Raw genomic sequence first — 23,620 nt, 5'->3', positions numbered from 1 at the left:
TGCTAAAGGACGGACATCATGCAAACGCTTAACGAAATCCGCTCAACTTTCCTGAATTATTTTGGAGACAACGGCCACGCAATCGTTCCGTCCAGCCCGCTGGTGCCGCGAAACGATCCGACCTTGATGTTTACAGCAGCAGGCATGGTTCAGTTTAAGAACCTGTTTACCGGTGTTGAGACACGCGATTATAGCCGTGCAACGACAGCCCAGAAATGTGTTCGCGCAGGAGGCAAGCATAACGATCTGGACAACGTCGGATATACCGCGCGCCACCATACATTTTTCGAAATGCTGGGGAACTTCAGCTTTGGCGACTATTTCAAAGAAGACGCCATTCCTTTGGCATGGGATCTGCTGACCAAAGGGTTGGGCATCGATGAATCCCGCCTGTTGGTCACGGTTTATCATACCGATGACGAAGCCGTTGAAATCTGGAAGAAACACGCAGGCCTTAGCGATGACCGCATTATTCGCATCGCCACGGATGACAATTTTTGGTCCGCCGGACCAACAGGGCCCTGTGGCCCATGCACCGAGATTTTCTATGACCACGGCGATCACATCTGGGGCGGACCTCCTGGCTCTCCTGAAGAAGACGGCGACCGTTTTGTAGAAATCTGGAACCTCGTATTTATGCAATACGAGCAGTTCGAAGACGGCACCCGCCAAGACCTGCCCAACAAGTCGATCGATACGGGCATGGGGATCGAACGTGTTGCTGCGCTGTTGCAGGGCACAAACGATAACTACTCCACCGATTTGATGCGCAGCCTGATCGAGGCATCCGCCAATGCGACCAGCAGCGATCCTGACGGACCGGGCAAAACGCACCACCGTGTCATCGCAGACCACCTGCGCTCGACCTCGTTCCTGATGGCTGATGGTGTGATGCCCAGCAACGATGGCCGCGGCTATGTTTTGCGCCGCATCATGCGCCGCGCGATGCGCCATGCCCATCTGTTGGGTGTTCAGGATCCGTTGATGCACCGTTTGGTGCCGGCCTTGGTTACCCAGATGGGGCAGGCCTATCCCGAATTGGGGCAGGCGCAATCGATGATTGAACAGACGTTGCTTCAGGAAGAAACCCGTTTCCGCCAAACGCTGGATCGCGGTTTGAAGCTGCTTGATGATGAGCTGATCCAACTACCAGAGGGGGCTGACCTGCCGGGTGCTGCGGCGTTCAAGCTTTATGATACATTTGGTTTCCCGCTGGATCTGACCCAAGACGCCCTGCGCGAAAAGGGCCGTGCCGTTGACACAGACGGTTTTGATGCAGCCATGGCCGAGCAGAAAGCCAAGGCGCGTGCGGCGTGGTCGGGATCGGGTGAAGCGGCGGATGCCGCGATCTGGTTTGACGTGGCTGATAAAAACGGCGTCACAGATTTCCTTGGCTATGATACCGAAAGTGCTGAAGGCAAAATTGTTGCGCTGGTCCAAGGTGGCAAAGCGGTGGACGAGGTCGGTGAAGGCCAAGAGGTTCAGATCGCGCTCAACCAGACACCGTTTTACGCAGAAAGCGGCGGCCAATTGGGGGACACGGGCGTAATCAAAACCGATAGCGCTACGATCCGTGTGACAGACACCAGAAAAGCGGCTGGCGTCTTTATCCACATAGCGACAGTGGAAAAAGGAAGCGTTTCCAATGCTCAAGCCGCTGTTCTTGAGGTGGATCATGCGCGCCGCACGGCCATTCGGGCAAACCACTCGGCGACCCATTTGCTGCACGAGGCGTTGCGCCATGCCTTGGGCGATCATGTTGCCCAGCGTGGATCGCTGAACGCACAGGATCGGTTGCGTTTTGACTTTAGCCATAATGAAGCAGTCAGCGCCGAGGAAATGGCCAAGGTCGAAACCGAGGTGAACCAATATATCCGCCAGAACAGCCCAGTGGAAACACGGATCATGACTCCCGATGATGCACGCGCACTGGGTGCGCAAGCCTTGTTTGGTGAGAAATACGGTGACGAGGTTCGTGTTGTCTCCATGGGTCAACAGGACGGTTCAGGCAAAGGGATCGAAAAGGACACCTATTCACTGGAGCTTTGCGGCGGCACACATGTTGAACGCACAGGCGACATTGGTGCCTTTGTTCTGCTGGGCGATAGCGCCAGCAGTGCGGGCGTGCGCCGGATCGAAGCCTTGACCGGTGAGGCCGCAATGGCGCACCTGCGCGCCCAAGATCAGCTGCTTGCCCAAACCGCGTTGGAGCTGAAAGCACCAGCAGCTGCCGTTCCTGAGCGTGTCCGCGCGTTGATGGATGAACGCCGCAGCCTTGCGAATGAGGTTGCCCAGCTGCGCCGCGAATTGGCGATGTCAGGCGGTACAAACGCGCCAGAGGCCCAAGAGGTCAACGGCATTTCATTCCATGCGCAGGTTTTGTCCGGCGTTACGGGTAAAGATCTGCCAGCACTGGTGGATGAGCATAAAACCCGCCTTGGATCTGGTGCCGTTCTGCTGATCGCGGATACGGGCGGCAAGGCGGCTGTTGCGGCGGGTGTGACCGATGACCTCAAAGGAGATCTATCGGCCGTTGATATTCTACGCGCTGCCGTGGCCGAGCTGGGCGGCAAGGGGGGCGGTGGCCGCCCTGATATGGCGCAAGGGGGCGGTGCCTCTGCTGAAAATGCTGACGCAGCGATTGCGGCGGCCAAAACTGTTTTGGAAGGATAAAGCAATGCCAGCACTTTGGATCGCACATGTAACTGTAACGGATGAAGAGGCGTATAAGAAATACGCCGCTGGCGCGACTGTCGCGATTGCCGAACACGGGGGCGAGTTTATCGCCCGCGGGGGGCGGTTTGTTCAGCTAGAGGGGAAAGAACGTCCGCGTAATGTTGTGGCGCGTTTCCCTGATGTTGAAACAGCTGAACGCTGCTATCACTCTGATACCTATCAGGCAGCATTAGAACACGCCCGAGGCGCATCCGACCGTGAATTGATGATTGTCGAAACCAGCGAATAAACCGCTCTAACAATCTCAGAATTAAAAAAGGCGCCCCGATCCGGAGCGCCTTTTTTCGTATTTATGCAGACTTTGACATGCGCTTGCGCTCATGCGGGTCAAGGTAGCGTTTGCGCAGACGAACCGCGTTTGGCGTAACTTCAACCAGCTCATCGTCATCGATATAGGCAATCGCTTCTTCAAGGCTCAGCGTCATTGGCGTGGTCAAACGAACCGCTTCATCCGTACCAGAGGCGCGAACGTTGGTCAGTTTCTTACCTTTCAGCGGGTTCACTTCCAGATCGTTTTCACGGCTGTGTTCGCCAATAATCATACCTGTGTAAACGTCAGCCTGTGCGCCGATCATCATTTTGCCGCGCTCTTCGAGGTTCCAAAGGGCGAAGGCAACGGATGTCCCGTTTTCCATCGAGATCAGAACACCAGCGCGACGGCCAGGGATCTTGCCTTTGTGCGGTGCCCATTCGTGGAATACGCGGTTGATCACGCCTGTACCGCGTGTGTCGGTCAGGAATTCACCGTGATAGCCGATCAGGCCACGAGAAGGCACATGTGCCACGATGCGGGTTTTGCCTGCACCAGCTGGCTTCATCTCGACCAGTTCACCTTTGCGAACACCGGTTAGCTTTTCGATAACGGCGCCCGAGTATTCGTCATCCACGTCAATGGTGGCTTCTTCGATCGGTTCATGGCGAACGCCGTCGATTTCTTGGAACAGAACCTGCGGGCGGGAGATCGACAGTTCGAACCCTTCGCGGCGCATGTTTTCGATCAGAACACCCATCTGAAGTTCGCCGCGACCGGCAACTTCAAACGCATCACCACCAGGTGTGTCGGTGATTTTGATCGCAACGTTTGATTCCGCTTCTTTCAGCAGACGTTCGCGGATCACGCGGGACTGAACCTTTTTACCATCGCGGCCAGCCAGTGGGCTGTCGTTGATGCCAAAGGTCACGGTGATTGTTGGCGGGTCAATCGGCTGTGCGGGGATCGCTTCGTTAACGGATTGATCCGCCAGCGTATCGGCAACCGTTGCTTTGGTCATGCCTGCGATCGACACAATGTCACCTGCTTCGGCCATGTCGATGGCTGTCTGCTCCAACCCGCGGAAGGCGAGGATTTTGGTGCAGCGGAAGTTTTCGATCAGCTCGCCATCACGCGACATGGCTTTGATGGTTTGGCCCGCTTTCAACGTACCAGATTCAACACGGCCCGTCAGAAGACGGCCAAGGAACGGGTCACCGCCCAATGTTGTTGCCAGCATGGTGAAGGGCTTGTCTGCTTCTTCGATCTGCTTTGGGGCAGGGACGTGGTCAAGGATCAGCTCAAACAATGCGTCTAGGTTTTTGCGATCGCCGTCCAACGTCATGTCGGCCCAGCCCGCGCGGCCAGAGGCGTACATGGACGGGAAGTCCAGCTGCTCGTCCGTTGCATCAAGGCTGGCGAAAAGGTCAAAACATTCATCCAGCGCGCGATCTGGTTCGCCGTCAGGCTTGTCGACCTTGTTAATCACAACAATCGGACGCAGGCCCAGTTTTAGCGCCTTGGAGGTCACAAATTTTGTCTGTGGCATCGGGCCTTCGGCCGCGTCCACCAGCAGAACAACACCGTCAACCATGGACAGGATGCGTTCAACTTCGCCGCCAAAGTCAGCGTGGCCCGGTGTATCAACGATGTTGATCCGTGTGCCTTTCCACTCAACCGAAGTTGGCTTGGCAAAGATGGTGATGCCGCGTTCGCGCTCTAGATCGTTGCTATCCATGGCGCGTTCTGTTGTCGCCTGGTTTTCACGATAAGTGCCGGATTGTTTCAGTAGTTCGTCAACCAGCGTCGTCTTGCCGTGGTCAACGTGTGCAATAATTGCGATGTTGCGCAGATCCATTTGGAATACCTTGTCTCAGGGAGTTGAGCGCGCTCTAACGTGCAATGGCCCTAAAGGCCAGCGAAAAACCCCTAAGAATTGGCTATTGGCGGTTTCTGGTCGATTAATGTGTTGAGGATGCCGAAAATAGATGGATTACGGCAATCCCGCCAATGATCATCGCCAGACCTACAATGGCCGCCAAGTCCAGTTTTTGACCAAAAACAACCCACCCAATGCAAGCAATCAGGATAATGCCCAACCCGCTCCATAATGCATAGACAATGCCGACAGGCATGGCCCGCAGTGTGATCGACAGAAGGTAAAAGGAAACCGCATAGGCCACAACAACAAGGATCGATGGCCCAACCCGCGTGAATTGCTGGCTGGCCTGTAGCGCCGTTGTGCCAATTGTCTCGGCCAGCACGGCAAGGGCGAGTGTTAGATAAACCGGCATGAAGGCACCTTTCACAGGGGGAGTTCGGTGGATTCTTTGATCTCTTCCATTACAAAGCTCGCAGAGACATCTGACAAGGGGACAAGCGCAATAAGGCGTTGATAAAGTTTGTCATATCCCGCCATGTCAGCCACCCTTGCACGGATCAGATAATCCAGATCGCCGCTCATCCGGTAGACGCCTTGAATTTCGGGCATGGCTTTTGTGGCGCTTGAGAACTTGCGCAGCCAGTCAGGTGCATGCGCGTTGGTTTTGATCTGCATGAACACCGTCAGGCCAAGCCCGACCTTGATCGGATCAACAAGGGCAATGCGTTTTGTGATGATGCCTGCGTCTTCCATCACGCGGATACGGCGCCAGCATGCGTTCCGTGAAAGACCAATTTGCGCGCCCAAAGCATCAAGCGACAATGCAGCGTCGCGTTGCAAAGCGTTCAGTATTTTACGGTCTATCGTGTCAATATCACTCATTTGATGAATATCGTGGGAATTTGTCCCAACATCAATCCGCTATTCGTTCAAATTGGGATAATAGTTGCTCATGAGGTGCCTAGGGTGGGGAAAATCAAACCCTACCGGAGCCCATATGATCAATCGCATCTTCCTCGACCATCCCGCAAAAGTGGATGAGACCTTCTTTGAGCATATGTTTTTTGCTGGCAAATTCTCTGGCAAACTGTTTTTGGCAGGAGGTGCCGCGTTGGTTCACGCGTTCATCCCGTGCTTGTTTGAAAAGACCGCCAGCGGGATCATCGCCGATCTTTATGCTAAAACCCACAACCGAGGCCAATAGATGTGCCGTTGGGCCGCGTGGCAGGGGGCGCCGCTTTTTGTATCTGAAATACTGGCGGCGCCAGAACATTCCTTGATCCAGCAATCCCGCGAGGCTGCAAAGTGTAAAACAGCCATTAACGCGGACGGGTTTGGCGTGGCATGGTATGACCAGAGGCCCGAGCCAGGATTGTACCGCGATGTCTATCCCGCGTGGTCCGACCCCAATCTGCGCAGTATTGCCGAGCAGGTGCGATCACCCTTGTTTCTCGCCCATGTGCGCGCCTCAACCGGCACAGCGACCAGCCGAAACAATTGCCACCCGTTTGTGCAAGGGAATTGGTCCTTCATGCACAATGGCCAAATTGGCGGGTTTGAAGGTTTCCGGCGCCAAGCGGAGCACCTCATATCCGACGCGCATTACCTGTGCCGAAAGGGTGCCACCGACAGCGAAGCCTTGTTTCTGATTGCTTGCGGGTTGGGGTTGGATGTCGCCCCCAAAGAGGCGCTGGAACAAGCGATTGCGCAGCTTGAACGCCTGTCAAACCTTCACGGCCACGGCCCCCATATGCGCTGTGCTGCGGCATTCTCGGATGGTGAGGTTCTATATGCCGTTCGCTACGCCTCCGATCACCTTGCCCCATCGCTGTTTTACCAATGGTCTGATGCATGGCAGGGCTGGGCTGTTGTCTCAGAGCCCTATGATTTGGATCACGGGAATTGGATCGAAGTCCCAAAGGGCAGTTTTTGTCGGTTTGAGGGGCGTTCATGCGAGATCACATCGTTTGATCCCCATCGTCATCATCCCAAACTCCAACAGGTGGTCTAACGGAAAAGGGCCGCATCATCAGCGGCCCTTTATCTTATTTCGATTATCCTTTGAGGGCTTTGTTCAGGTTTTCGTCAACCTTCTCCAAAAAGCCCATGGTGGTGAGCCAGCCTTGGTCTGGCCCAACCAACAGCGCAAGGTCTTTGGTCATATGGCCACTTTCAACCGTATCAATGACGACCTTTTCCAAGGTTTCGGCGAATTTCGTCAAGGCCGCGTTTTCATCAAGTTTGCCGCGGTGCTTTAGGGCGCCTGTCCATGCATAGATCGACGCGATCGAGTTGGTCGACGTCTCTTCACCTCTTTGGTGCTGGCGGTAGTGACGGGTTACCGTGCCGTGGGCGGCTTCGGCTTCTACCGTTTTACCATCTGGCGTCATCAGGATCGACGTCATCAGACCGAGCGAGCCAAACCCTTGGGCAACAGTGTCGGACTGAACATCGCCATCATAGTTTTTACAAGCCCAAACATAGCCGCCGTTCCATTTCATGGCGCAAGCAACCATATCGTCGATCAGGCGGTGTTGATAGGTGATGCCCAGCTCTTTGAACTTGTCTTCAAATTCGGTCTCATAGATGTGCTGGAACAGCTCAAGAAAGCGGCCATCATATTGTTTTAGAATGGTGTTTTTGGTGCTGAGGTATACAGGCCAGCCCATGTTCAAACCATAGTTCAGCGAGGCGCGCGCGAAATCGATGATGGATTTGTCGAGGTTATACATCGCCATAACCACACCTGAATCTGGCGCATCAAACACTTCTTCTTCGATCTCGGTGCCGTCTTCACCAACAAATTTGATCGACAGCTTACCAGCGCCCGGGAATTTGAAATCGGTCGCGCGGTATTGGTCACCAAAGGCATGGCGGCCAACGACGATCGGCTTGGTCCATCCCGGAACAAGGCGTGGCACGTTTTTGCAGATAATGGGCTGGCGGAAAATCACGCCGCCCAGAATGTTACGGATGGTCCCATTGGGCGAGCGCCACATCTTCTTGAGGCCGAATTCCTCAACACGGGCCTCATCCGGTGTAATGGTCGCACATTTGACGCCGACACCGTATTTTTTGATCGCCTCGGCAGAATCAATGGTGATCTGGTCGTTGGTTTCATCACGCGCCTCGATCCCGAGGTCGTAATACTTCAGATCGACATCCAGATAGGGCAGGATCAGCTTTTTCTTGATGAAATCCCAAATGATGCGGGTCATTTCATCGCCATCAAGTTCGACAATCGGGTTTTCTACCTTGATCTTGGTCATATGGGTTCCTTTGACATCAGAGGTGTTTGGGCGGTTTTAACCCAGAAAGAGTTAAGTGAAAAGAAAGTATACAATGGTATACAGTTATTTCTTGCTCATGTGCTCTGCAAAGAAGGCAGATATCTTGTTTCGTGCAAATTCCCAAAGGGCAGGGGCACCAATCGAGATTTTGCTGCCAACACGATCCGCGATCATTTGCTCTGTAACATCAAAATCAACCCAGCTACCGCCCCCTGATTGCAGATTTTGCATAGGAGGTTGAAAACGATCAAGGGACTTGGCGAATTGGGCTGTTGGGGTTTGAGCGGCTTCAAACTCCTCCCAGATTTCGCGCAAACTGTGGTTTAGATCGTCTGGCAAAAGCCCAAAGATCCGGTCTGCTGCCAATTGCTCTTGGGCTTCCATGGCCTTTGTGTCGTGATCGCCAAAAATTGGGTTATCTCCGGCGTCGATCTCTACAAGGTCGTGGAGGATCAGCATTTTGATGACGCGGTTCAGGTCCACGTCTGGGCCAGCCTGATCTGCCAGCACAAGGGCATAAAGGGTCAGGTGCCAGCTGTGCTCGGCCGAGTTTTCATAACGGGAGTTGTCGCACAGTTCAGTCGCGCGCATGACTGATTTCAATCGGTCCGCTTCGTTTAGAAATGCGATCTGTTGTTCAAGCCGTTTGGTCATGTTCTCTCGGATCCTATTGTGGCTCTGTAAGAGGCAGGATGGGAGACCTCAGATCGCTAGGTTTGGTCAGCGATCCAGGATATTTAGCTGCTTTGGTCTGCGCGGTGCTTTTTCAGCTTGCTCGCCAAAAACTGGCGGCCTTTTTGCTCCGCCATACGTGTTCGGATCGCGGTAAGAAAAGCTTCTTCCAGCGTTTGCGAAGATGCACCCAGTACCTCCCCAACTTCCATGAACAAGCGGTCCTCGCCGGTCTCTTTTTGAACGGCGAGGCACTCTTCGGCCAGTTTATTGGCCATTTTTGTGACGGCTTCGTCAGCCATTAGCGGGTGTTTTCCGTCAGGCGACGACGCACATATTGGGTTGTTGAATCGATCAACGTGTCCATATGGGGCTCTTCAAAGAAGTGGCCAGCGCCTTCAACTTCTTGGTGGGTGATGGTGATACCCTTTTGCTCGTGCAATTTGTTGACCAAATTCACGGTATCCGCAGGCGGCGCCACGCGGTCACCTGTCCCGTTGATCACCAGACCAGATGCAGGGCAGGGCGCAAGGAAGCTAAAGTCATACATGTTTGCCGGTGGCGCGACCGAGATAAAGCCCGTGATCTCGGGGCGGCGCATCAGCAGCTGCATGCCAATCCATGCCCCAAACGAAAAGCCGGCAACCCAGCAGTGTTTGGAGTTGTTGTTCATGGATTGCAGGTAATCCAGCGCCGAGGCTGCATCAGACAATTCGCCAACGCCTTGATCATACTCGCCTTGGCTGCGACCAACACCGCGAAAGTTAAACCGCAGAACGGTAAAGCCCATGTTGTAGAACGCATAGTGCAGGTTATAGACAACCTTATGGTTCATCGTGCCGCCAAATTGCGGGTGTGGGTGCAATACGATAGCAATCGGTGCGTCGCGTTCTTTTTGGGGGTGGTAACGGCCCTCTAGGCGACCATCGGGTCCAGGAAAAATGACCTCGGGCATGCAAGTACTCTCTTACGGGTTCAAAGGGATGGATGACATTCTTGACGAATTCACTCGGCTACCTTAGAACGGTTCTAATATTGGTTTCCCGTTTTATCGGGTGCATCTCAGGGATGTAGGCATTATGGAGGCCTGCGTCAAACAAAAGCCTGATCTGGTGGAGGAATAGCGATGAAATTATCGACAAAAGGCCGCTATGCGATGGTCGCGTTGGCTGATATCGCCCTGCAACCTGCAGATGCGCTTGTTTCTCTGGGGGATATCGCGGATCGGCAGCAGATTTCTCTGCCCTATCTAGAGCAGCTGTTTGTCAAACTGCGCCGGGCCGAGCTGGTCTCGTCAGTGCGGGGGCCGGGCGGCGGGTATCGCCTTGCGCGTCCTGCATCGGATATTCGGGTTGTTGATATTCTGGGCGCTGTAGATGAAACCGTTGATGCGATGCACAAAGGGGCAGGTGCATCTGGCGGCGCATCGGGTAGCCGCGCGCAATCCCTGACAAATCGCCTTTGGCAGGGGCTTAGTGCGAATGTCTATGTTTTCCTACATCAAACGCGTCTGTCGGATGTGGTGGAAAACCAAATGTCACCTTGTCCTGCTGTGCCACACCTCTTTGACGTTGTTGATGAATAACCTCTGATTGCGGAATTAAAGAAGCCTCCTGATGCGAACCTATTTGGATCATAATGCAACCACACCGCTGCGCGCCGAGGCACGTCGCGCGATGATGGATGCAATGGATGTCATCGGAAACCCGTCTTCGGTCCATGCCGAAGGGCGGGCGGCCAAGATGATTATTGAACGGGGCCGCGCACAGGTGGCCGAGCTGGTTGGTTGCAAGCCGCAGCAGGTGATCTTTACCTCCAGTGCCACAGAGGCGGCAGCGCTGGCTGTTGCACAGAAATCCCGCCATGGCGGTGTTTTTGCGGCGCTCCCCACAGAACATGATTGTCTGGGGGATTGGAGTGAGCTTGCGCTGCCGTGTCTTCATAACCGCGCTGGCGAACCTCAAAGCAGCGAAGCGGGGCTGGTGCAGGCAGGGCTGGTTGCGATTTCAGCGGCCAATAGTGAAACAGGTGTTTTACGGGATAATGCCTGTGTTGCTGGCAGCGGCGAAGGGTACTCGACGATTTGTGACATAACGCAGTTGGCTGGGAAGGCACCGGTGCAATACGAAGACATCACGCCCTCTTATGCGATCCTATCCGCCCATAAGATCGGTGGCCCAAAGGGTGTTGGGGCCTTGATCAACTTCACCGCCGAAGACCCGATCCCCATGTTGCGTGGCGGCGGGCAAGAAATGAACCGCCGTTCAGGCACTGAAAACCTGATCGGAATTGCCGGTTTCGGGGCCGCTGCGGCGGCCGCTGGCGCGGATGTAACTGCGGGGAAGTGGAATGATGTTGCAGAAATTAGAAACATTCTAGAAAAGGCTATTGAAGCTGCTGCTCAACAGACTATTTTTGTCGGGAAAGGTGTTCAGCGCCTGCCGAACACATCCTGTTTCGTAACGCCAGGATGGAAGGGCGAAACGCAAGTGATGCAAATGGATCTGGCTGGATTTGCGGTTTCCGCTGGATCGGCTTGTTCTAGCGGCAAAGTAAAGGCCAGCAAGGTATTGCAGGCCATGGGATATGACGAAACCGAGGCCGCCTGCGCAATTCGCGTGTCGATTGGCCTTGAGACAACAGAAAACGATGTGTTGCGCTTTGCCGAGGCTTGGGCAGCAAAATTCGAGAAACATCAGATGCGAGCGGCGTAATGCCAGACGTGAGAGGAATATGAGCGTGGATAATACAATTGTAAAAGACGGCGTTGATCAGGAAACAGTAGATGCCGTTCGTGAAGTTGGCGGCGCCTATAAATACGGCTGGTCGACAGACATCGAAATGGACTATGCGCCGCTGGGGTTGGACGAGGACATCGTCAAGCTGATCTCGTCCAAAAACGACGAGCCAGAGTGGATGACCGAGTGGCGTTTGGGCGCCTATGACCGCTGGACCAAAATGCGCGAGCCTGACTGGGCGATGGTGGATTATCCTGAAATCAACTTTCAGGAGCAATATTACTATGCCCGCCCCAAAAGCATGGCCGTCAAGCCAAAGTCGCTGGATGAGGTAGACCCAAAGCTGCTGGAAACCTACAAAAAGCTGGGCATCCCGTTGAAAGAACAGGCGATCCTTGCAGGTGTTGAAGGCGCTGAAAACATGTCGGACGAGCCGCGCAAGGTTGCGGTTGATGCGGTGTTTGACAGTGTTTCTGTCGGCACCACCTTTCAGGACGAGCTGAAAAAGGCGGGCGTTATCTTCTGCTCGATCTCCGAGGCGATCAAGGATCACCCTGAGTTGGTCAAGAAATACCTCGGCACTGTTGTGCCTGTTCAGGATAACTTTTACGCCACGCTGAACTCGGCTGTGTTTTCGGATGGCTCGTTTGTTTACGTCCCACCAGGTGTGCGCTGCCCGATGGAGCTGTCCACTTATTTCCGTATCAATGCGGAAAACACAGGCCAGTTCGAACGCACGTTGATCATCGCCGACAAAGGCTCCTACGTGAGCTACCTTGAGGGCTGTACAGCCCCTCAGCGCGACGAAAGCCAGCTGCACGCGGCCGTGGTCGAGATCATCATCGAAGAAGACGCCGAAGTAAAATACTCGACCGTTCAAAACTGGTACCCTGGTGATGAGAACGGCAAGGGCGGCATCTATAACTTTGTGACCAAACGCGCCGATTGCCGTGGTGACCGCGCCAAGATCATGTGGACTCAGGTCGAGACAGGTTCCGCCGTGACGTGGAAATACCCGTCCTGCATCCTGCGTGGCAACGACAGTCAGGGTGAATTCTACTCGATCGCGATTGCAAACAACATGCAGCAGGCGGATACGGGGACCAAAATGGTTCACCTTGGCAAAAACACCAAGTCTCGGATCGTGTCCAAAGGCATCAGCGCAGGTAAGGCGCAAAACACCTACCGTGGCCTTGTGTCCATGCACCCAAAAGCCAAAGACAGCCGCAACTACACCCAGTGTGACAGCCTGCTGATCGGCGATAAATGCGGGGCGCACACCGTGCCTTATATCGAGGTGAAGAATAACTCGTCACGGGTCGAGCATGAAGCGACGACATCCAAGGTAGACGACGATCAGCTGTTCTATTGCCGCTCGCGCGGGATGGACGAAGAAGAGGCGGTCGCCTTGGTCGTTAACGGCTTCTGCAAAGACGTGCTTCAGGCGCTGCCGATGGAGTTCGCTATGGAAGCACAGGCGCTTGTTGCGATCTCGCTGGAAGGGTCTGTGGGCTGATGCAAAAGCTCCTTCGCGAAACAGGCATCGCCATACTGATCTATTTCTCGGTCAGTTGGGGCTTGGGGTTTGGCATTGACGAAGGTCAGGGCTGGCCCGAGGCTGCGATGTCTGCTGCCGTGTTTGGCGTTTTGTATTTTCTCATTGGGCTGGTTATTCGTTGGTTCAAAGGGCGTAGCTCATGATTTCTCGTTGGGTTCATATTGGGGCTGTTTCTTTGGCGGTGTCCTTGGCCGGAGCATCCGTGGCCGGGGCGCAGAATGTGTCCAAGCAGCAGATCAGCAAAGCCTTTGGCTATAGCGATGCGGCACAATTCAAACCTGCTGTGATTGAGGTTGCCCGCAACCTTGGGCGTTTCAATTGCGGTGCGGCCATGACGCCAGCCGCCTGTAAGGCCGTAAACAAACACTTCAATCAAATCGTGCCCAAAAGTTTGGGGCCAATTCGTCGTGGTACATTGACCCACATCGAAAACGCCTATGCTGGTCGCGGCGGGTTGAGGGCTGCGATGGCCGAATTCAACGCTTTGCCTCAGGCTGAGAGGGACAAAAAACTATGCACTGGCGCAATCAACATGCGGTGTAAGTTACTGTTCGACAGCATGTTTAGAAACCTTGCGCCATTGGTTCAAAAGGCACGAAACCGCGCAGCACGCGAAGTGAAACCTTTTTATAAAGACGGGCGGCCTTTTACGGGATGAGTGAGACAACCCTAAATAAATCCCCCCTGCGATTGCACTGGTGGAAGGCCGAGCCAAACTTTGGTGATGCGATCAACCCGTTGATCGTGGGCTATATGGCTGGGCGTCCGGTTGAGCATATCGGGCCGCGCCGTGCGGATTTGTTTGCGATCGGGTCCATGTTGCAGGTCGTGAAACGGACCCAGAAAGAGCCCCGCGAAAAGGGTGAAAAACTGTGCGTTTGGGGGACAGGATTGCTGAACCCGATCTTTGGCCATGATTTTCTCGACAATGTCGAACTGGCTTTGGTGCGCGGGCCTATTACGGCAGCGTTGTTAAAGCGCGAAATGAAAACCTATGGCGATCCGGGGTTGCTGATTAACGAAGTTCTGCCGTTTATGGGTGCGCGCCAAGACAGGATCGGCATCGTTCCGCATTATTCGCTGATGGATGATCCTGATCTGCTTGCCTTGGTCGCATCTGATCCTGCTTTCTTGCTGATTGATCCACGCCATGACGAAAAAGAGGTTTGCCTTCAAATCGCGTCTTGCGCGCATGTTTTTGCGTCTTCGTTGCATGGTTTGATCATCGCAGATGCTTATGGCGTGTCGAACACATGGATCGAGCCAAAAGGCCAGAGTTGGCTGAAATACCACGATTATGCGGCCTCGGTTGGGCGCAACGACATGAAGACCCCGATTACTTTGGCAGAGGTTAAATCCACAAAGCCCACTGCGATCGCCTACAGCGACGACATAACCGCCGCCCAGCAAGCTCTGCACGAGAGCTTTCCTGCGCGGCTGAAATCAACGGCCTGAAGGCCAGACACATCACAGGCGCCAAGCGCTGAAATAGAATATAAAGGAGCATTCACATGCTGAGCATTAAGAACCTACAGGTTAAGTTGGAAGACGAAGATAAACAGATCCTCAAGGGTGTTGATCTGGAAGTAGAAGCGGGCAAAGTGCACGCGATTATGGGGCCTAACGGCTCGGGTAAATCTACCTTGTCATATGTTCTGTCTGGTAAAGACGGCTATGAAGTGACGGGTGGATCCGCCACGTTGGAAGACATTGATCTGCTGGATATGGAACCAGAAGAGCGCGCCGCCGCTGGCCTGTTCCTTGCGTTCCAATACCCTGTTGAAATTCCAGGCGTTGGTAACATGACCTTCCTGCGCACAGCCGTAAACGCGCAGCGCAAGGCACGCGGCGAAGAAGAGATGTCTGCGGCCGAGTTCCTGAAGGTCGTGCGCGCCAAAGCCAAAGAGCTGAAAATCGACGCGGATATGCTAAAGCGGCCTGTAAACATGGGCTTCTCTGGCGGTGAGAAAAAGCGCAACGAAATCCTGCAAATGGCGATGCTGGAGCCAAAGATGTGCATCCTCGATGAAACAGACTCCGGTCTGGACGTTGATGCGATGAAACTGGTAGCTGAGGGCGTTAACGCGCTGCGCACCGAGGGCCGCGGTTTCTTGGTTATCACGCACTATCAGCGCCTGTTGGACCACATCAAACCAGACGTTGTTCACATCATGGCCAATGGCCGTATTGTTAAAACTGGCGGGCCTGAGCTGGCGTTGGAAGTTGAAAACAACGGCTATGCAGATATCCTTGCCGAGGTAGCGTAATGTCGGATGCAGCTGTAAAATCTAACCCGACCGAGGATATGATTGCCTCGCTGACCATGCCCGCAGCGACGTGGGCGGCTGATGCGCGCCATGACGCGCTGGGTCGTTTGCGTGCGATGGGCCTGCCACAACGGCGTGACGAGTATTGGAAATACACCCGTCCTGATACGTTGACCCAAGTAGGGGCACCAAAGGCAACGGTTCTGGAGACTGACGAAGAACCGATGTTCGATGCGGTTGACCGCTTGCGGATTGTCTTTGTTGACGGCGTTTTTGACGCGGCCGCTTCGGATGATCTGAGCCTTGAGGGCCTGACCATTGAGCGCCTTGCAGCCGCTGACAGCGACTTGCACTGGGCCAAAGGCCTTTATGGTGTGCTCGAAACAAATGGCCAAACGCCAGTCGAACGTCCTCTTGCTGCTCTGAACACAGCCTTTGCCACTGATGGCATCCTGATCCATGTGACAGGTAAAGTGAGCAAGCCTGTAAATCTGGTTTACCAATACAAATCAGATAGTTCCGATGTGATCTTGCATCATTGCATCAAGCTGGATGCGGGTGCCGAGATGACATTGCTGGAAAACGGGCCAGCGGCGGCACGGTTCAACAAAGTGATGGAAGTGGAAGTTGCTGATAACGCATCCTTCCACCATATCCGCGCCCAAGGGCGTGACCACGAACGCCGCGCGGCGACGCATATCTTTACCCGTCTGGGAACTGAATCTGCCTTCCGCTCCTTCACCATGACCGTGAATGGCGTGCTGACGCGCAATGACTGTGTGATCGAGCTGACAGGCGATGATGCGATTGCCCATGTGGCAGGCGCCTGTGTCGGGGATGGTGATTTTCATCATGATGACACGGTGTTCATCACCCATGACGCAGTAAACTGCCAAAGCCGTCAGGTTTTCAAAAAAGTTCTGCGCAACGGCGCAACGGGCGTTTTCCAAGGCAAGATCCTTGTGAAAGAAGACGCACAGAAAACGGACGGTTATCAGATCAGCCAATCCTTGCTGTTGGACGGCGACAGCCAATTCTTGGCCAAGCCCGAGCTGGAAATCTATGCCGATGATGTGGCCTGTAGCCATGGTTCGACCTCTGGCGCGATTGATGAGGATGCTTTGTTCTACCTGCGCTCTCGCGGTGTGCCGGAAAACGAAGCAACCGATCTGCTGACGCTCGCCTTTTTGGCTGAAGCGGTTGATGAAATCGACCACGAAGAGCTGCGCGAAGATATGACTGCCCGTCTGGGCGCATGGCTATTGCGGCACCGCAGCTAAGATGGCGCTGACACAAGACATCGTTTCTACCTACAAAGGACCGGGCCGCGTTGTGGCGCGGTTCTTGGGGCAGGGGCGCAACGAGGTGCGCGCGCTATTGTTTTTGCTGATCACAGGGGTGTTGATGTTTGTCGCATCAGCCCCCTTTCAGGCACGCGAAGCCGAGCTGGACCCCGATATCCCTTTGACCGCGAGGTTGTATTGGAGCGCGTTCTTATACATCTTTATCATGCCGATCCTGATCTATGGGTTTTCAATGATCATTTGGCTGCTTGCGCGCATCGCGCAGCGCAAAGTGTCTGGATTTGAAATTCGCTTTACGTTGATCTGGGCCTTGCTGGCCTCCACGCCAGTGATGTTGTTGATGGGGCTGACGGCTGGTTTCATCGGACCTGGCATCCAGTTAGAGGTTGTCGGGTTCATCTGGATCGCCGTTTTTGGCTGGTTCTGGGCTGCGGGGCTATTGCAGGCGGATGGTTCGCGATGATTTTGGATCAAAACGCGATCAAAGGATTGGCCCTAGAGACAATCACAACCCCGCGCAGTGCTGCCAAAAAGATCATTGGCCTATACCTGAGCCGTGATGTTTTATGGTCTGCGCTGGCGTTGGTTGCCTGTGTGAACAGCCTTATCAATGGGGCTTTCCTGTTCTTTGTTGATACCGCTAGCCTGCCAGGCATGGTCAGCAACCCCGTTTTGTTTTTTGTGATTACCGCAGGGCTGCTGGTTCTGAGTGTTCACGCGTTTTACTGGACGGGGCGGGCCCTTGGCGGGCAGGCAGATCTGGGTGATGTCTTGGCGCTGATGGTTTGGTTGCATGCGTTGCAAGCGGCGGCGCAAGTGGTTCTTTTCGTTCTTGCCTTTCTGTCCCCGAATTTTGCGCAGTTCCTTTCCTTTGGGATCAACGTTGTTGCCTTGTGGGTCATTGTGAATTTCATTGCCCAAGCACATCGCTTTCCCAATTTGCTTTACGCAATTGGCACAATCGTTCTGGCGATGGTTGGCATTGCCTTCGGGCTAGTAATACTTGCGGGGCTGATTGGCCTTGGCACATTGGGAGTTCCCACAAATGTATGATGTTGCTGCAATTCGGCGCGATTTTCCGATCCTCTCGCGGGAGGTGAACGGCAAACCTTTGGTCTATCTGGATAACGGCGCGTCCGCCCAAAAGCCGCAGGTTGTTATTGATGCGATCACCACAGCCTACAGCCATGAATACGCTAATGTTCACCGTGGTTTGCACTATTTATCCAACCTCGCGACCGATAAATACGAGGCCGTAAGGGGCAAGGTTGCATGGTTCCTCAATACGGGTTCCGAGGATGAGATCGTCTTTAACTCGGGCACAACCGAAGGCATCAACATGGTGGCTTACGGCTGGGCGATGCCACGTATGGAGGCCGGAGACGAGATTATCCTGAGTGTGATGGAGCATCACGCCAATATCGTCCCATGGCATTTTCTGCGCGAACGGCAGGGTGTTGTTATTAAATGGGTCGATGTGGATGCAACCGGCGCCTTGGACCCCCAAGCCGTGATCGACGCGATCTCACCGCGCACCAAACTGATCGCCGTGACCCATATGTCCAACGTTTTGGGCACTGTGGTCGATGTGAAAACCATCACAAAAGCAGCCCATGAAAAGGGTGTGCCTGTTTTGGTTGATGGTTCCCAAGCAGCCGTTCATATGCCCGTTGATGTTCAGGACATCGGGTGTGATTTTTATTGCCTAACGGGTCACAAGCTTTATGGCCCGTCGGGATCAGGTGCGATCTATGTAAAATCAGATCGCATGGCCGAGATGCGCCCGTTTATCGGTGGCGGCGATATGATCCGCGAAGTCACCAAATCCGGTGTCACCTATAATGACGCCCCCATGAAATTCGAAGCAGGCACCCCCGGGATTGTTCAGATGATCGGCATGGGCGTTGGGCTGGATTATATGACCAGTGTTGGCCTATCCAACATTGCAGCACATGAAGCGTCTTTGCGTGACTACGCCGTTCAAAAGCTGGCTGGGCTAAACTGGATCCAAGTGCAAGGCACGACGCCCGACAAAGGCGCGATATTCAGCTTTACAATGGACGGTGCAGCACATGCGCATGATATCTCGACGATCCTTGATAAAAAGGGCGTCGCCGTTCGTGCAGGGCAGCATTGCACAGGCCCCTTGATGGAGCACCTTGGCCTGAACGCCACCTGCCGTGCTTCCTTTGCGATGTACAACACTACCGAAGAGGTCGACATCTGGATCGACGCGCTTGAACTGGCACATGATCTTTTCGCCTGAAGGCGTAGGTTTTGAATTGCAGGGGCAGGGTGGGCAGACTATACCGCCCTTAGTGGACCATTAGCTCAGCTGGATAGAGCGCTGCCCTCCGAAGGCAGAGGCCAGAGGTTCGAATCCTCTATGGTCCGCCACTTTCCCTCCGCTTTCACCTGTAACGATGGCCCGCGATTTAGCGGCCTTTGATGCGGATGCTGAATTGTCTTTTCGCGCCTCTGGGCGGCTTTGGGAAGGGGGCGGCTTTGCGGATAACACCTTTGGCCGCGTTATCCAGTGCCGCAGAGCCTGAGCTGCGGGCAATTGACACCCGCGACAGTCCACCGCTGGAGGATATGGAAAAGCTGACCACAGCCGTGCCGCGCGAATTCACCCTTGGTTTTCTGACGCGGCTGATCCGGCGCATAACCTGTCCGGGATAGTTACTGGCGGCGGCATTTCCCGCTGACGCGCTGGCCTTCTTCTTGCGCCCCTGTGCCTTGGTGCTGGCGCGTTTGTTTGTGCCTGTGGCAGAACCCTTTTTGTTATTCTGTTTGGCATTTCCACGCGGCGTTTTTTGTTTTGTCGTCTTGTTTTGTTTTGTCGTCTTGGTCCGCGGTTTCGCGGCGGCTTGCTTGGAGGGTTTGGGCTTTGAAACTTGGGGCTTGGGGCGCTCGGCCGCAACTTTTGCGGCCTTTACTGGATCACGGCGTTTGGGGCGTGAAGATAAAGGCGGGGCGGTTGATGCGGGTGCTTGGGAGGTGACGGTTTCCGGAGAAGGGGTTGGAGCGGTAGCGATTGGTACCGATGGCTGGATCGTTGGGGTTAAGGCGGCTGTGACAGTTAGGGCTTCCTGTATAGGCTGGGCCGCTGTTGCCTCGGTTATCGGGATTGATGTGGCCGCCAGTGCGGGCTCTGGCAGCAAGGTGTCTTGAACGGCTTCGGATTGCGCCGCTGTCGGTGTTTCAGCTTGCACAACCTCGGCTGTGTCAAGGGGCGGCGTGATTGGCTGTGGGGGCACAGGTGTTTCGGTGTCAGCAGGCTGGGCAGACAGCGTTCCGATGGCCATATCCTCAAAACGGGTGCCAAAATTGGCAGCGGCTTGTTCTCCACCGCCTTCAATCTCGACCTTCATTTCGGGCGCAGCCATGGTGACCGCGCCGACAAGAAAGGTGGTGGCCACAACAAAAGAGATGACTTTAGCTGTTGGGGAAGATGCAATCATTTCAGCGCCCGTTCGGTAACCAATACAACTTTTTGCGCGCCCGCACCCCTAAGATCACGGGTCAGCGCGATCAGGTCTTTTGCAGGCAGCGCCCGATCCGGCACCAGCCGCACAACGGCCTTTTCATCTTGTGACTTATCTGCCAAAAATGTTGCCGCATCTTGCTGATCAACGCCACGATAGGCGATCCGCCCATCCGCATGTACCACCAACGCATCCGGTGGCGCGCGGCCTTCAAGGTCACTGGTTTTCACCAAGGTCAAAGCAGGGTCCAATGGCTGCGCCAACGTCCCTGCAACCATGAAGAAAACCAGCATCAGAAAGACGATGTTGATCAATGCAATTGTTGGTTCGCGTTGGGGTTTTCCCTTTTCCAGCTTGCGCATCTGTTAGCTTCCCAACACATTCACCTGCAGCTTTGGAAAGCTGCGCAGAGTAACCAAAAGATCTGTGAGCCGCTGCGCATCAACCTGCGCGCCAAGGCTCACCAGCAACACGGTTCCTTCCTCGGCCTCGGCCAAAGAAGAGGCCGAAACGGTTTCCAATGTGACGATATCCCCGTTCAGGCGGATTTCATCTGACCTCAATTGCAAGAACAACGGCGGCCTGTCTGATGGAACAGAGCTGCCAGAGCTGGCCACCGATAAATCGACTTCGGCAAATTTTGAAAAGGTTGAGGTGAGCATGAAAAACAGCAGCAACAGAAAGATGACATCGATCAAGGAAGTCATCGACAGTTTGCGCCGCCTCTTGCGAAGTTTAGGCATGGGCCGGAACCATATCAGGCGCAGCTGCTGTCGCGGTGCCATTGGGCTGTAGGATCGTCATGATCGCCTGATCCGCGATGACACGCTCGGCCTCCATCCGGCTTTCAAACCAGCTGAGGATCAAGGCCGTTGGCATTGCCACAACCAGACCAACGGCAGTGGTCAGCAAGGCAACCCAGATACCGCCAGCAAGGATTGATGGATCAACTTGAGCGCCTGCATCCTGCAGCGATTGGAAGGCTTCGATCATTCCCAGAACAGTGCCGAACAAGCCAAGCAAAGGCGCAAGCTGCGCAACCGAGTCGAGCAGGCGGAAACCCCGCTCTAACTTGGCAAATCTGACTTCAGCATCCGCATGAAAGCGCGCGCCGTCGGATTCTGAGGTAGACATCACCATATCCACAACAGGCGCCAGATAACTGGTCGAGCGATCAATGGCGTGACGGGCCGTTGCGCGGTCACCTTGGTCCCATGCTGTGACCGCGTTGCGCAAAGCAACATGCCGCCCAACGCCAGCCTGCCAGAACTGCCATGTTTTATATAGGGTTACGGCAAGGGTCAGCACGCCGACCCCCATCAGAATAACAACAACGGGTCCGCCGATCTCGGCTATTTGGCGAAGGGGTTCTAATAGGTGAGACAGGAAAATCATCCCAGCACCTCAATCTCGATCCGGCTAGAGGGGACCACTGCGGTGCTGCAAATATCATCGGCCAGCCCTTCGGCAGTGCAGGCATGCGCACCGTTTAGCAAAACGCGGCCCAGCTGATCGCAGGTCACTTGTGGCACCGAAAACTGGCGCACACGGGGCCGCGCTGCTGGCAGCGTCCCAAAATCGAACAGGGTCAGCCTGTTAACTTGGCCGTTTTTGTCAAAAAGCACTGTTTCATAGACCGCGCGTTCCACTTCGGACTTTAACCCGTTGGTGATCATAAAGGTCAAAGTGCATGCGCCTTCGGTTGTTTGCGCAGCGTTTAATTCGACTGAGATTTTGCCAGAAATATCGGTTTCTTGCGCAAAAAGAGGGAAGGCTGTCATAGCCATTACTGTGGCAAAGCAGGAAAATCCAAACCGTTTCATAAGTGCTCCCGTCCAAAGAAAATTGGTGACGTTGCCTGGCTGAACCCAAGTTTTGTTGGCGTTCTGGCTGGGAGTCGTTGATCGGGTGATGCCTGCTATCAAAAGCAGTTTCAAGGTTTTTGGGTCGTGATTTTGTCGTGTTTGTAGACCTGAAGGCCTTGGCGTTTCGATCGCTGTTGTTTTTAATTTTTATAAAACAAATGGTTACATGATCACCTTTGGCGCCTCAATAGTCTGACTTTTTTTATCAGGAAATGAGGTCTGAAGCCCCATTTTTACTCAGAATGACAAATCAGAGCAGGTTTTTTTAGGTGGTTTCCCAAGTCATCACTTTGATTTCTTCACGAAAAGCGAATTTTTCAAGGTGGCTATCAATGACGCCGTGAATCATCTCAACACCTTTTGCGTCAGCAACTTCACAAGTCACCATCAGCCCGTTTTCATCCGCGCTCATCTGGGCTGTTCCCATTGAAAATGCGGCCCAGCCTTTTTCGGCATCGTAGGAAACGTCGATTTTATGGCCAAAGTGTTTGCAGAGCTGTTGCAGGTATTTCGACCCGTATTCTGTTTTCAGATATCCCGTAGTGGTTGGCATTTTTGCTCCTTTAAATTGTGGTGCCTAGGGCACTGGACAAGGCGTATATGGCTTTGTAGGTGTCAGAAAACAACCACATGCACAGCCAACATTCGTGAGCCATGCGTCGAGACAAGGAACTTGGCATGCTCAGAACGTTATCAATTATTTTGGCTTTGGCGACCACACCCACATGGGCGCAAGAGGTGTCAATTCAGACATATTCGGGGATTAAGAACGCCCCGGAAAATCCTGAAAATGTTGCTGTATTTGATTTTTCCGCCTTTGACAGCCTCACCGCATTAGGGGTCGAGGTACAAGGGCTGGTTGCGCCTGTTCCGCTTCCCTATCTTCAAGAGGCGGCCAAAGGGACAGCGCCTGTTGGCTCGCTTTTTGAGCCCGATTTCGAGGCCGTTTTTGCGATGCAGCCTGATCTGATCATTGCGGGGGGACGTTCGTCAAAGCAAGTTCCCGAACTGGCCAAAATTGCACCCGCCATTGATATGACGGTTTGGGCTGACACTGTTGGTGAAGGGTTGCTGAGGCTTGCAGCCTATGGCCAGATTTTTGACCGTGAAGAACAAGCCCAAGCGTTGACAGCCGCCTTTAACGCAAAGGTGGATGAAGCAAAGACACTGGCAGCGGATCAGGGCGGCGCGCTGATCCTGATGACAAATGGCCCCAAGGTGAGCGCCTATGGCGCTGGCGGGCGGTTTGGCTGGCTGCACAATCGGCTTGGGTTGAAAGAGGCCGTGCCAAACCTAGAGAAAACAACCCATGGCGAGGCGATCAGTTTTGAATTTATCCGCGATGCACAACCCCAGATTTTGATTGTGATCGACCGTTTGGCAGCCATCGGACAAGAGGGCGCATCTGCGCAAACCACCCTTGATAACCCGTTGGTCCATGACACCCCAGCATGGCAATCCGGCCGCGTTATCTATCTGAGCTCGGGGCCGATTTATATTGCGGGGGGGGGTATCCAATCCATGAATTTGATCGTGGACGAGATACTGGCTGGTTTGAAAGACAAGTAAG

At 54.2% G+C, this 23,620-nt stretch carries 29 protein-coding genes and 1 tRNA gene; 17 read left to right on the top strand and 13 right to left on the bottom strand.

What is annotated here, in order from left to right; all coding sequences use genetic code 11:
• Positions 1-18 precede the first annotated feature (18 nt).
• Complete coding sequence (gene alaS / locus Z948_RS0116585) at positions 19-2,673, top strand: alanine--tRNA ligase (RefSeq protein WP_025060670.1); 2,655 nt, start codon at positions 19-21, stop codon at positions 2,671-2,673.
• A gap of 4 nt (positions 2,674-2,677) precedes the next feature.
• Positions 2,678-2,965 carry a DUF1330 domain-containing protein gene (locus tag Z948_RS0116580; protein WP_025060669.1) on the top strand — a complete coding sequence of 96 codons (288 nt, stop codon included), beginning with the start codon at positions 2,678-2,680 and terminating at the stop codon, positions 2,963-2,965.
• A gap of 61 nt (positions 2,966-3,026) precedes the next feature.
• Here the strand turns inward: Z948_RS0116580 and typA are convergent, their stop codons facing one another.
• The 3 genes from typA to Z948_RS0116565 all read right to left on the bottom strand — a co-directional run bounded on the left by typA (position 3,027) and on the right by Z948_RS0116565 (position 5,750).
• Positions 3,027-4,844, bottom strand: coding sequence for a translational GTPase TypA (gene typA / locus Z948_RS0116575; protein WP_025060668.1), 1,818 nt, complete (start codon positions 4,842-4,844; stop codon positions 3,027-3,029).
• Positions 4,845-4,947: 103 nt separating this feature from the next.
• Positions 4,948-5,280, bottom strand: a complete 333-nt coding sequence (locus Z948_RS0116570) for a DMT family transporter (RefSeq protein WP_025060667.1) — start codon at positions 5,278-5,280, stop codon at positions 4,948-4,950.
• Positions 5,281-5,291: 11 nt separating this feature from the next.
• On the bottom strand, positions 5,292-5,750 hold the full coding sequence (locus Z948_RS0116565; RefSeq protein ID WP_025060666.1) for an Lrp/AsnC family transcriptional regulator: 459 nt from the start codon (positions 5,748-5,750) through the stop codon (positions 5,292-5,294).
• Positions 5,751-5,865: 115 nt separating this feature from the next.
• Between Z948_RS0116565 and Z948_RS0116560 the strand changes: the two genes are divergently transcribed.
• Complete coding sequence (locus Z948_RS0116560; RefSeq protein ID WP_025060665.1) at positions 5,866-6,072, top strand: DUF6356 family protein; 207 nt, start codon at positions 5,866-5,868, stop codon at positions 6,070-6,072.
• Positions 6,073-6,879: a class II glutamine amidotransferase gene (locus tag Z948_RS0116555; RefSeq protein ID WP_025060664.1), complete on the top strand. Its 807-nt coding sequence runs from the start codon at positions 6,073-6,075 to the stop codon at positions 6,877-6,879.
• Positions 6,880-6,922: 43 nt separating this feature from the next.
• On the opposite strand, the gene Z948_RS0116550 is transcribed toward Z948_RS0116555, so the two are convergent.
• From Z948_RS0116550 to Z948_RS0116535, 4 genes are all read right to left on the bottom strand, one after another.
• Positions 6,923-8,137, bottom strand: a complete 1,215-nt coding sequence (locus Z948_RS0116550; protein WP_025060663.1) for an NADP-dependent isocitrate dehydrogenase — start codon at positions 8,135-8,137, stop codon at positions 6,923-6,925.
• Positions 8,138-8,221: 84 nt separating this feature from the next.
• Positions 8,222-8,812, bottom strand: a complete 591-nt coding sequence (locus Z948_RS0116545; protein WP_025060662.1) for an HD domain-containing protein — start codon at positions 8,810-8,812, stop codon at positions 8,222-8,224.
• Between the two features lie 83 nt (positions 8,813-8,895).
• Positions 8,896-9,132 (bottom strand): hypothetical protein, encoded by a 237-nt coding sequence (locus tag Z948_RS0116540; protein WP_025060661.1) that lies wholly within the window; start codon positions 9,130-9,132, stop codon positions 8,896-8,898.
• Positions 9,132-9,785: an alpha/beta hydrolase gene (locus Z948_RS0116535; protein WP_025060660.1), complete on the bottom strand. Its 654-nt coding sequence runs from the start codon at positions 9,783-9,785 to the stop codon at positions 9,132-9,134. Before Z948_RS0116535 ends, Z948_RS0116540 begins: the two co-directional genes overlap by 1 nt.
• 171 nt (positions 9,786-9,956) lie before the next feature.
• On the opposite strand from Z948_RS0116535, the gene iscR reads away from it, so the two are divergent.
• The 12 genes from iscR to Z948_RS0116475 all read left to right on the top strand — a co-directional run bounded on the left by iscR (position 9,957) and on the right by Z948_RS0116475 (position 19,094).
• Complete coding sequence (gene iscR / locus Z948_RS0116530) at positions 9,957-10,415, top strand: Fe-S cluster assembly transcriptional regulator IscR (protein ID WP_025060659.1); 459 nt, start codon at positions 9,957-9,959, stop codon at positions 10,413-10,415.
• 31 nt (positions 10,416-10,446) lie between these two features.
• The gene (locus tag Z948_RS0116525) at positions 10,447-11,544 is read left to right on the top strand and encodes a cysteine desulfurase family protein (RefSeq protein ID WP_081784074.1); all 1,098 of its coding nucleotides are present in this window, start codon (positions 10,447-10,449) and stop codon (positions 11,542-11,544) included.
• A 19-nt stretch (positions 11,545-11,563) separates the two neighbouring features.
• Positions 11,564-13,084 (top strand): Fe-S cluster assembly protein SufB, encoded by a 1,521-nt coding sequence (gene sufB / locus Z948_RS0116520; protein ID WP_037952340.1) that lies wholly within the window; start codon positions 11,564-11,566, stop codon positions 13,082-13,084.
• The gene (locus Z948_RS0116515) at positions 13,084-13,269 is read left to right on the top strand and encodes a hypothetical protein (RefSeq protein ID WP_025060656.1); all 186 of its coding nucleotides are present in this window, start codon (positions 13,084-13,086) and stop codon (positions 13,267-13,269) included. Before sufB ends, Z948_RS0116515 begins: the two co-directional genes overlap by 1 nt.
• Positions 13,266-13,784, top strand: a complete 519-nt coding sequence (locus Z948_RS0116510) for a hypothetical protein (protein ID WP_025060655.1) — start codon at positions 13,266-13,268, stop codon at positions 13,782-13,784. Before Z948_RS0116515 ends, Z948_RS0116510 begins: the two co-directional genes overlap by 4 nt.
• On the top strand, positions 13,781-14,581 hold the full coding sequence (locus Z948_RS0116505) for a polysaccharide pyruvyl transferase family protein (RefSeq protein ID WP_025060654.1): 801 nt from the start codon (positions 13,781-13,783) through the stop codon (positions 14,579-14,581). The genes Z948_RS0116510 and Z948_RS0116505 overlap by 4 nt, the downstream gene beginning before the upstream one ends.
• Before the next feature lie 56 nt (positions 14,582-14,637).
• Positions 14,638-15,393: a Fe-S cluster assembly ATPase SufC gene (gene sufC / locus Z948_RS0116500; protein ID WP_025060653.1), complete on the top strand. Its 756-nt coding sequence runs from the start codon at positions 14,638-14,640 to the stop codon at positions 15,391-15,393.
• Positions 15,393-16,673 (top strand): Fe-S cluster assembly protein SufD, encoded by a 1,281-nt coding sequence (gene sufD / locus Z948_RS0116495; protein WP_025060652.1) that lies wholly within the window; start codon positions 15,393-15,395, stop codon positions 16,671-16,673. Before sufC ends, sufD begins: the two co-directional genes overlap by 1 nt.
• A gap of 1 nt (position 16,674) precedes the next feature.
• The gene (locus tag Z948_RS0116490; RefSeq protein WP_025060651.1) at positions 16,675-17,160 is read left to right on the top strand and encodes a hypothetical protein; all 486 of its coding nucleotides are present in this window, start codon (positions 16,675-16,677) and stop codon (positions 17,158-17,160) included.
• The gene (locus Z948_RS0116485; protein WP_025060650.1) at positions 17,157-17,750 is read left to right on the top strand and encodes a YIP1 family protein; all 594 of its coding nucleotides are present in this window, start codon (positions 17,157-17,159) and stop codon (positions 17,748-17,750) included. Before Z948_RS0116490 ends, Z948_RS0116485 begins: the two co-directional genes overlap by 4 nt.
• Positions 17,743-18,963: a cysteine desulfurase gene (locus tag Z948_RS0116480; protein WP_025060649.1), complete on the top strand. Its 1,221-nt coding sequence runs from the start codon at positions 17,743-17,745 to the stop codon at positions 18,961-18,963. The genes Z948_RS0116485 and Z948_RS0116480 overlap by 8 nt, the downstream gene beginning before the upstream one ends.
• Positions 18,964-19,017: 54 nt before the next feature.
• Positions 19,018-19,094: transfer RNA gene (locus tag Z948_RS0116475), tRNA-Arg, on the top strand.
• Positions 19,095-19,132: 38 nt separating this feature from the next.
• Here Z948_RS0116475 and tolA read toward each other — a convergent pair.
• The 6 genes from tolA to Z948_RS0116445 form a co-directional block, all read right to left on the bottom strand.
• The gene (tolA, locus tag Z948_RS0116470; RefSeq protein WP_025060648.1) at positions 19,133-20,161 is read right to left on the bottom strand and encodes a cell envelope integrity protein TolA; all 1,029 of its coding nucleotides are present in this window, start codon (positions 20,159-20,161) and stop codon (positions 19,133-19,135) included.
• Positions 20,158-20,547 carry an ExbD/TolR family protein gene (locus tag Z948_RS0116465; RefSeq protein ID WP_025060647.1) on the bottom strand — a complete coding sequence of 130 codons (390 nt, stop codon included), beginning with the start codon at positions 20,545-20,547 and terminating at the stop codon, positions 20,158-20,160. Before Z948_RS0116465 ends, tolA begins: the two co-directional genes overlap by 4 nt.
• A gap of 3 nt (positions 20,548-20,550) precedes the next feature.
• Entirely contained in the window at positions 20,551-20,928 is a 378-nt protein-coding gene (locus Z948_RS0116460) for an ExbD/TolR family protein (protein WP_245604591.1), read from the bottom strand.
• Positions 20,921-21,580, bottom strand: coding sequence for a MotA/TolQ/ExbB proton channel family protein (locus Z948_RS0116455; protein WP_025060645.1), 660 nt, complete (start codon positions 21,578-21,580; stop codon positions 20,921-20,923). Before Z948_RS0116455 ends, Z948_RS0116460 begins: the two co-directional genes overlap by 8 nt.
• The gene (locus Z948_RS0116450) at positions 21,577-21,972 is read right to left on the bottom strand and encodes a hypothetical protein (protein WP_245604590.1); all 396 of its coding nucleotides are present in this window, start codon (positions 21,970-21,972) and stop codon (positions 21,577-21,579) included. The genes Z948_RS0116455 and Z948_RS0116450 overlap by 4 nt, the downstream gene beginning before the upstream one ends.
• Positions 21,973-22,315: 343 nt before the next feature.
• Entirely contained in the window at positions 22,316-22,603 is a 288-nt protein-coding gene (locus Z948_RS0116445; RefSeq protein ID WP_025060643.1) for a DUF2218 domain-containing protein, read from the bottom strand.
• 125 nt (positions 22,604-22,728) lie between these two features.
• Here Z948_RS0116445 and Z948_RS0116440 point away from each other — a divergent pair, with 125 nt between their 5' ends.
• Complete coding sequence (locus tag Z948_RS0116440) at positions 22,729-23,619, top strand: siderophore ABC transporter substrate-binding protein (protein WP_025060642.1); 891 nt, start codon at positions 22,729-22,731, stop codon at positions 23,617-23,619.
• Position 23,620 lies beyond the last annotated feature (1 nt).

The sequence above is a fragment of the Sulfitobacter donghicola DSW-25 = KCTC 12864 = JCM 14565 genome, assembly GCF_000622405.1.
In the GTDB taxonomy this organism is placed as follows: domain Bacteria; phylum Pseudomonadota; class Alphaproteobacteria; order Rhodobacterales; family Rhodobacteraceae; genus Sulfitobacter; species Sulfitobacter donghicola.
Note: the sequence above shows the minus strand (reverse complement) of the source record. Positions and strands in the feature narration are given on the sequence as shown.

Bases quoted from the DNA above. Each gene is read 5' to 3' on its own strand.
- alaS (WP_025060670.1), top strand. From the start codon at position 19: ATGCAAACGCTTAACGAAATCCGCTCAACTTTCCTGAATTATTTTGGA.
- Z948_RS0116580 (WP_025060669.1), top strand. From the start codon at position 2,678: ATGCCAGCACTTTGGATCGCACATGTAACTGTAACGGATGAAGAGGCG.
- typA (WP_025060668.1), bottom strand. From the start codon at position 4,844: ATGGATCTGCGCAACATCGCAATTATTGCACACGTTGACCACGGCAAG.
- Z948_RS0116570 (WP_025060667.1), bottom strand. From the start codon at position 5,280: ATGCCGGTTTATCTAACACTCGCCCTTGCCGTGCTGGCCGAGACAATT.
- Z948_RS0116565 (WP_025060666.1), bottom strand. From the start codon at position 5,750: ATGAGTGATATTGACACGATAGACCGTAAAATACTGAACGCTTTGCAA.
- Z948_RS0116560 (WP_025060665.1), top strand. From the start codon at position 5,866: ATGATCAATCGCATCTTCCTCGACCATCCCGCAAAAGTGGATGAGACC.
- Z948_RS0116555 (WP_025060664.1), top strand. From the start codon at position 6,073: ATGTGCCGTTGGGCCGCGTGGCAGGGGGCGCCGCTTTTTGTATCTGAA.
- Z948_RS0116550 (WP_025060663.1), bottom strand. From the start codon at position 8,137: ATGACCAAGATCAAGGTAGAAAACCCGATTGTCGAACTTGATGGCGAT.
- Z948_RS0116545 (WP_025060662.1), bottom strand. From the start codon at position 8,812: ATGACCAAACGGCTTGAACAACAGATCGCATTTCTAAACGAAGCGGAC.
- Z948_RS0116540 (WP_025060661.1), bottom strand. From the start codon at position 9,132: ATGGCTGACGAAGCCGTCACAAAAATGGCCAATAAACTGGCCGAAGAG.
- Z948_RS0116535 (WP_025060660.1), bottom strand. From the start codon at position 9,785: ATGCCCGAGGTCATTTTTCCTGGACCCGATGGTCGCCTAGAGGGCCGT.
- iscR (WP_025060659.1), top strand. From the start codon at position 9,957: ATGAAATTATCGACAAAAGGCCGCTATGCGATGGTCGCGTTGGCTGAT.
- Z948_RS0116525 (WP_081784074.1), top strand. From the start codon at position 10,447: ATGCGAACCTATTTGGATCATAATGCAACCACACCGCTGCGCGCCGAG.
- sufB (WP_037952340.1), top strand. From the start codon at position 11,564: ATGAGCGTGGATAATACAATTGTAAAAGACGGCGTTGATCAGGAAACA.
- Z948_RS0116515 (WP_025060656.1), top strand. From the start codon at position 13,084: ATGCAAAAGCTCCTTCGCGAAACAGGCATCGCCATACTGATCTATTTC.
- Z948_RS0116510 (WP_025060655.1), top strand. From the start codon at position 13,266: ATGATTTCTCGTTGGGTTCATATTGGGGCTGTTTCTTTGGCGGTGTCC.
- Z948_RS0116505 (WP_025060654.1), top strand. From the start codon at position 13,781: ATGAGTGAGACAACCCTAAATAAATCCCCCCTGCGATTGCACTGGTGG.
- sufC (WP_025060653.1), top strand. From the start codon at position 14,638: ATGCTGAGCATTAAGAACCTACAGGTTAAGTTGGAAGACGAAGATAAA.
- sufD (WP_025060652.1), top strand. From the start codon at position 15,393: ATGTCGGATGCAGCTGTAAAATCTAACCCGACCGAGGATATGATTGCC.
- Z948_RS0116490 (WP_025060651.1), top strand. From the start codon at position 16,675: ATGGCGCTGACACAAGACATCGTTTCTACCTACAAAGGACCGGGCCGC.
- Z948_RS0116485 (WP_025060650.1), top strand. From the start codon at position 17,157: ATGATTTTGGATCAAAACGCGATCAAAGGATTGGCCCTAGAGACAATC.
- Z948_RS0116480 (WP_025060649.1), top strand. From the start codon at position 17,743: ATGTATGATGTTGCTGCAATTCGGCGCGATTTTCCGATCCTCTCGCGG.
- tolA (WP_025060648.1), bottom strand. From the start codon at position 20,161: ATGATTGCATCTTCCCCAACAGCTAAAGTCATCTCTTTTGTTGTGGCC.
- Z948_RS0116465 (WP_025060647.1), bottom strand. From the start codon at position 20,547: ATGCGCAAGCTGGAAAAGGGAAAACCCCAACGCGAACCAACAATTGCA.
- Z948_RS0116460 (WP_245604591.1), bottom strand. From the start codon at position 20,928: ATGCCTAAACTTCGCAAGAGGCGGCGCAAACTGTCGATGACTTCCTTG.
- Z948_RS0116455 (WP_025060645.1), bottom strand. From the start codon at position 21,580: ATGATTTTCCTGTCTCACCTATTAGAACCCCTTCGCCAAATAGCCGAG.
- Z948_RS0116450 (WP_245604590.1), bottom strand. From the start codon at position 21,972: ATGGCTATGACAGCCTTCCCTCTTTTTGCGCAAGAAACCGATATTTCT.
- Z948_RS0116445 (WP_025060643.1), bottom strand. From the start codon at position 22,603: ATGCCAACCACTACGGGATATCTGAAAACAGAATACGGGTCGAAATAC.
- Z948_RS0116440 (WP_025060642.1), top strand. From the start codon at position 22,729: ATGCTCAGAACGTTATCAATTATTTTGGCTTTGGCGACCACACCCACA.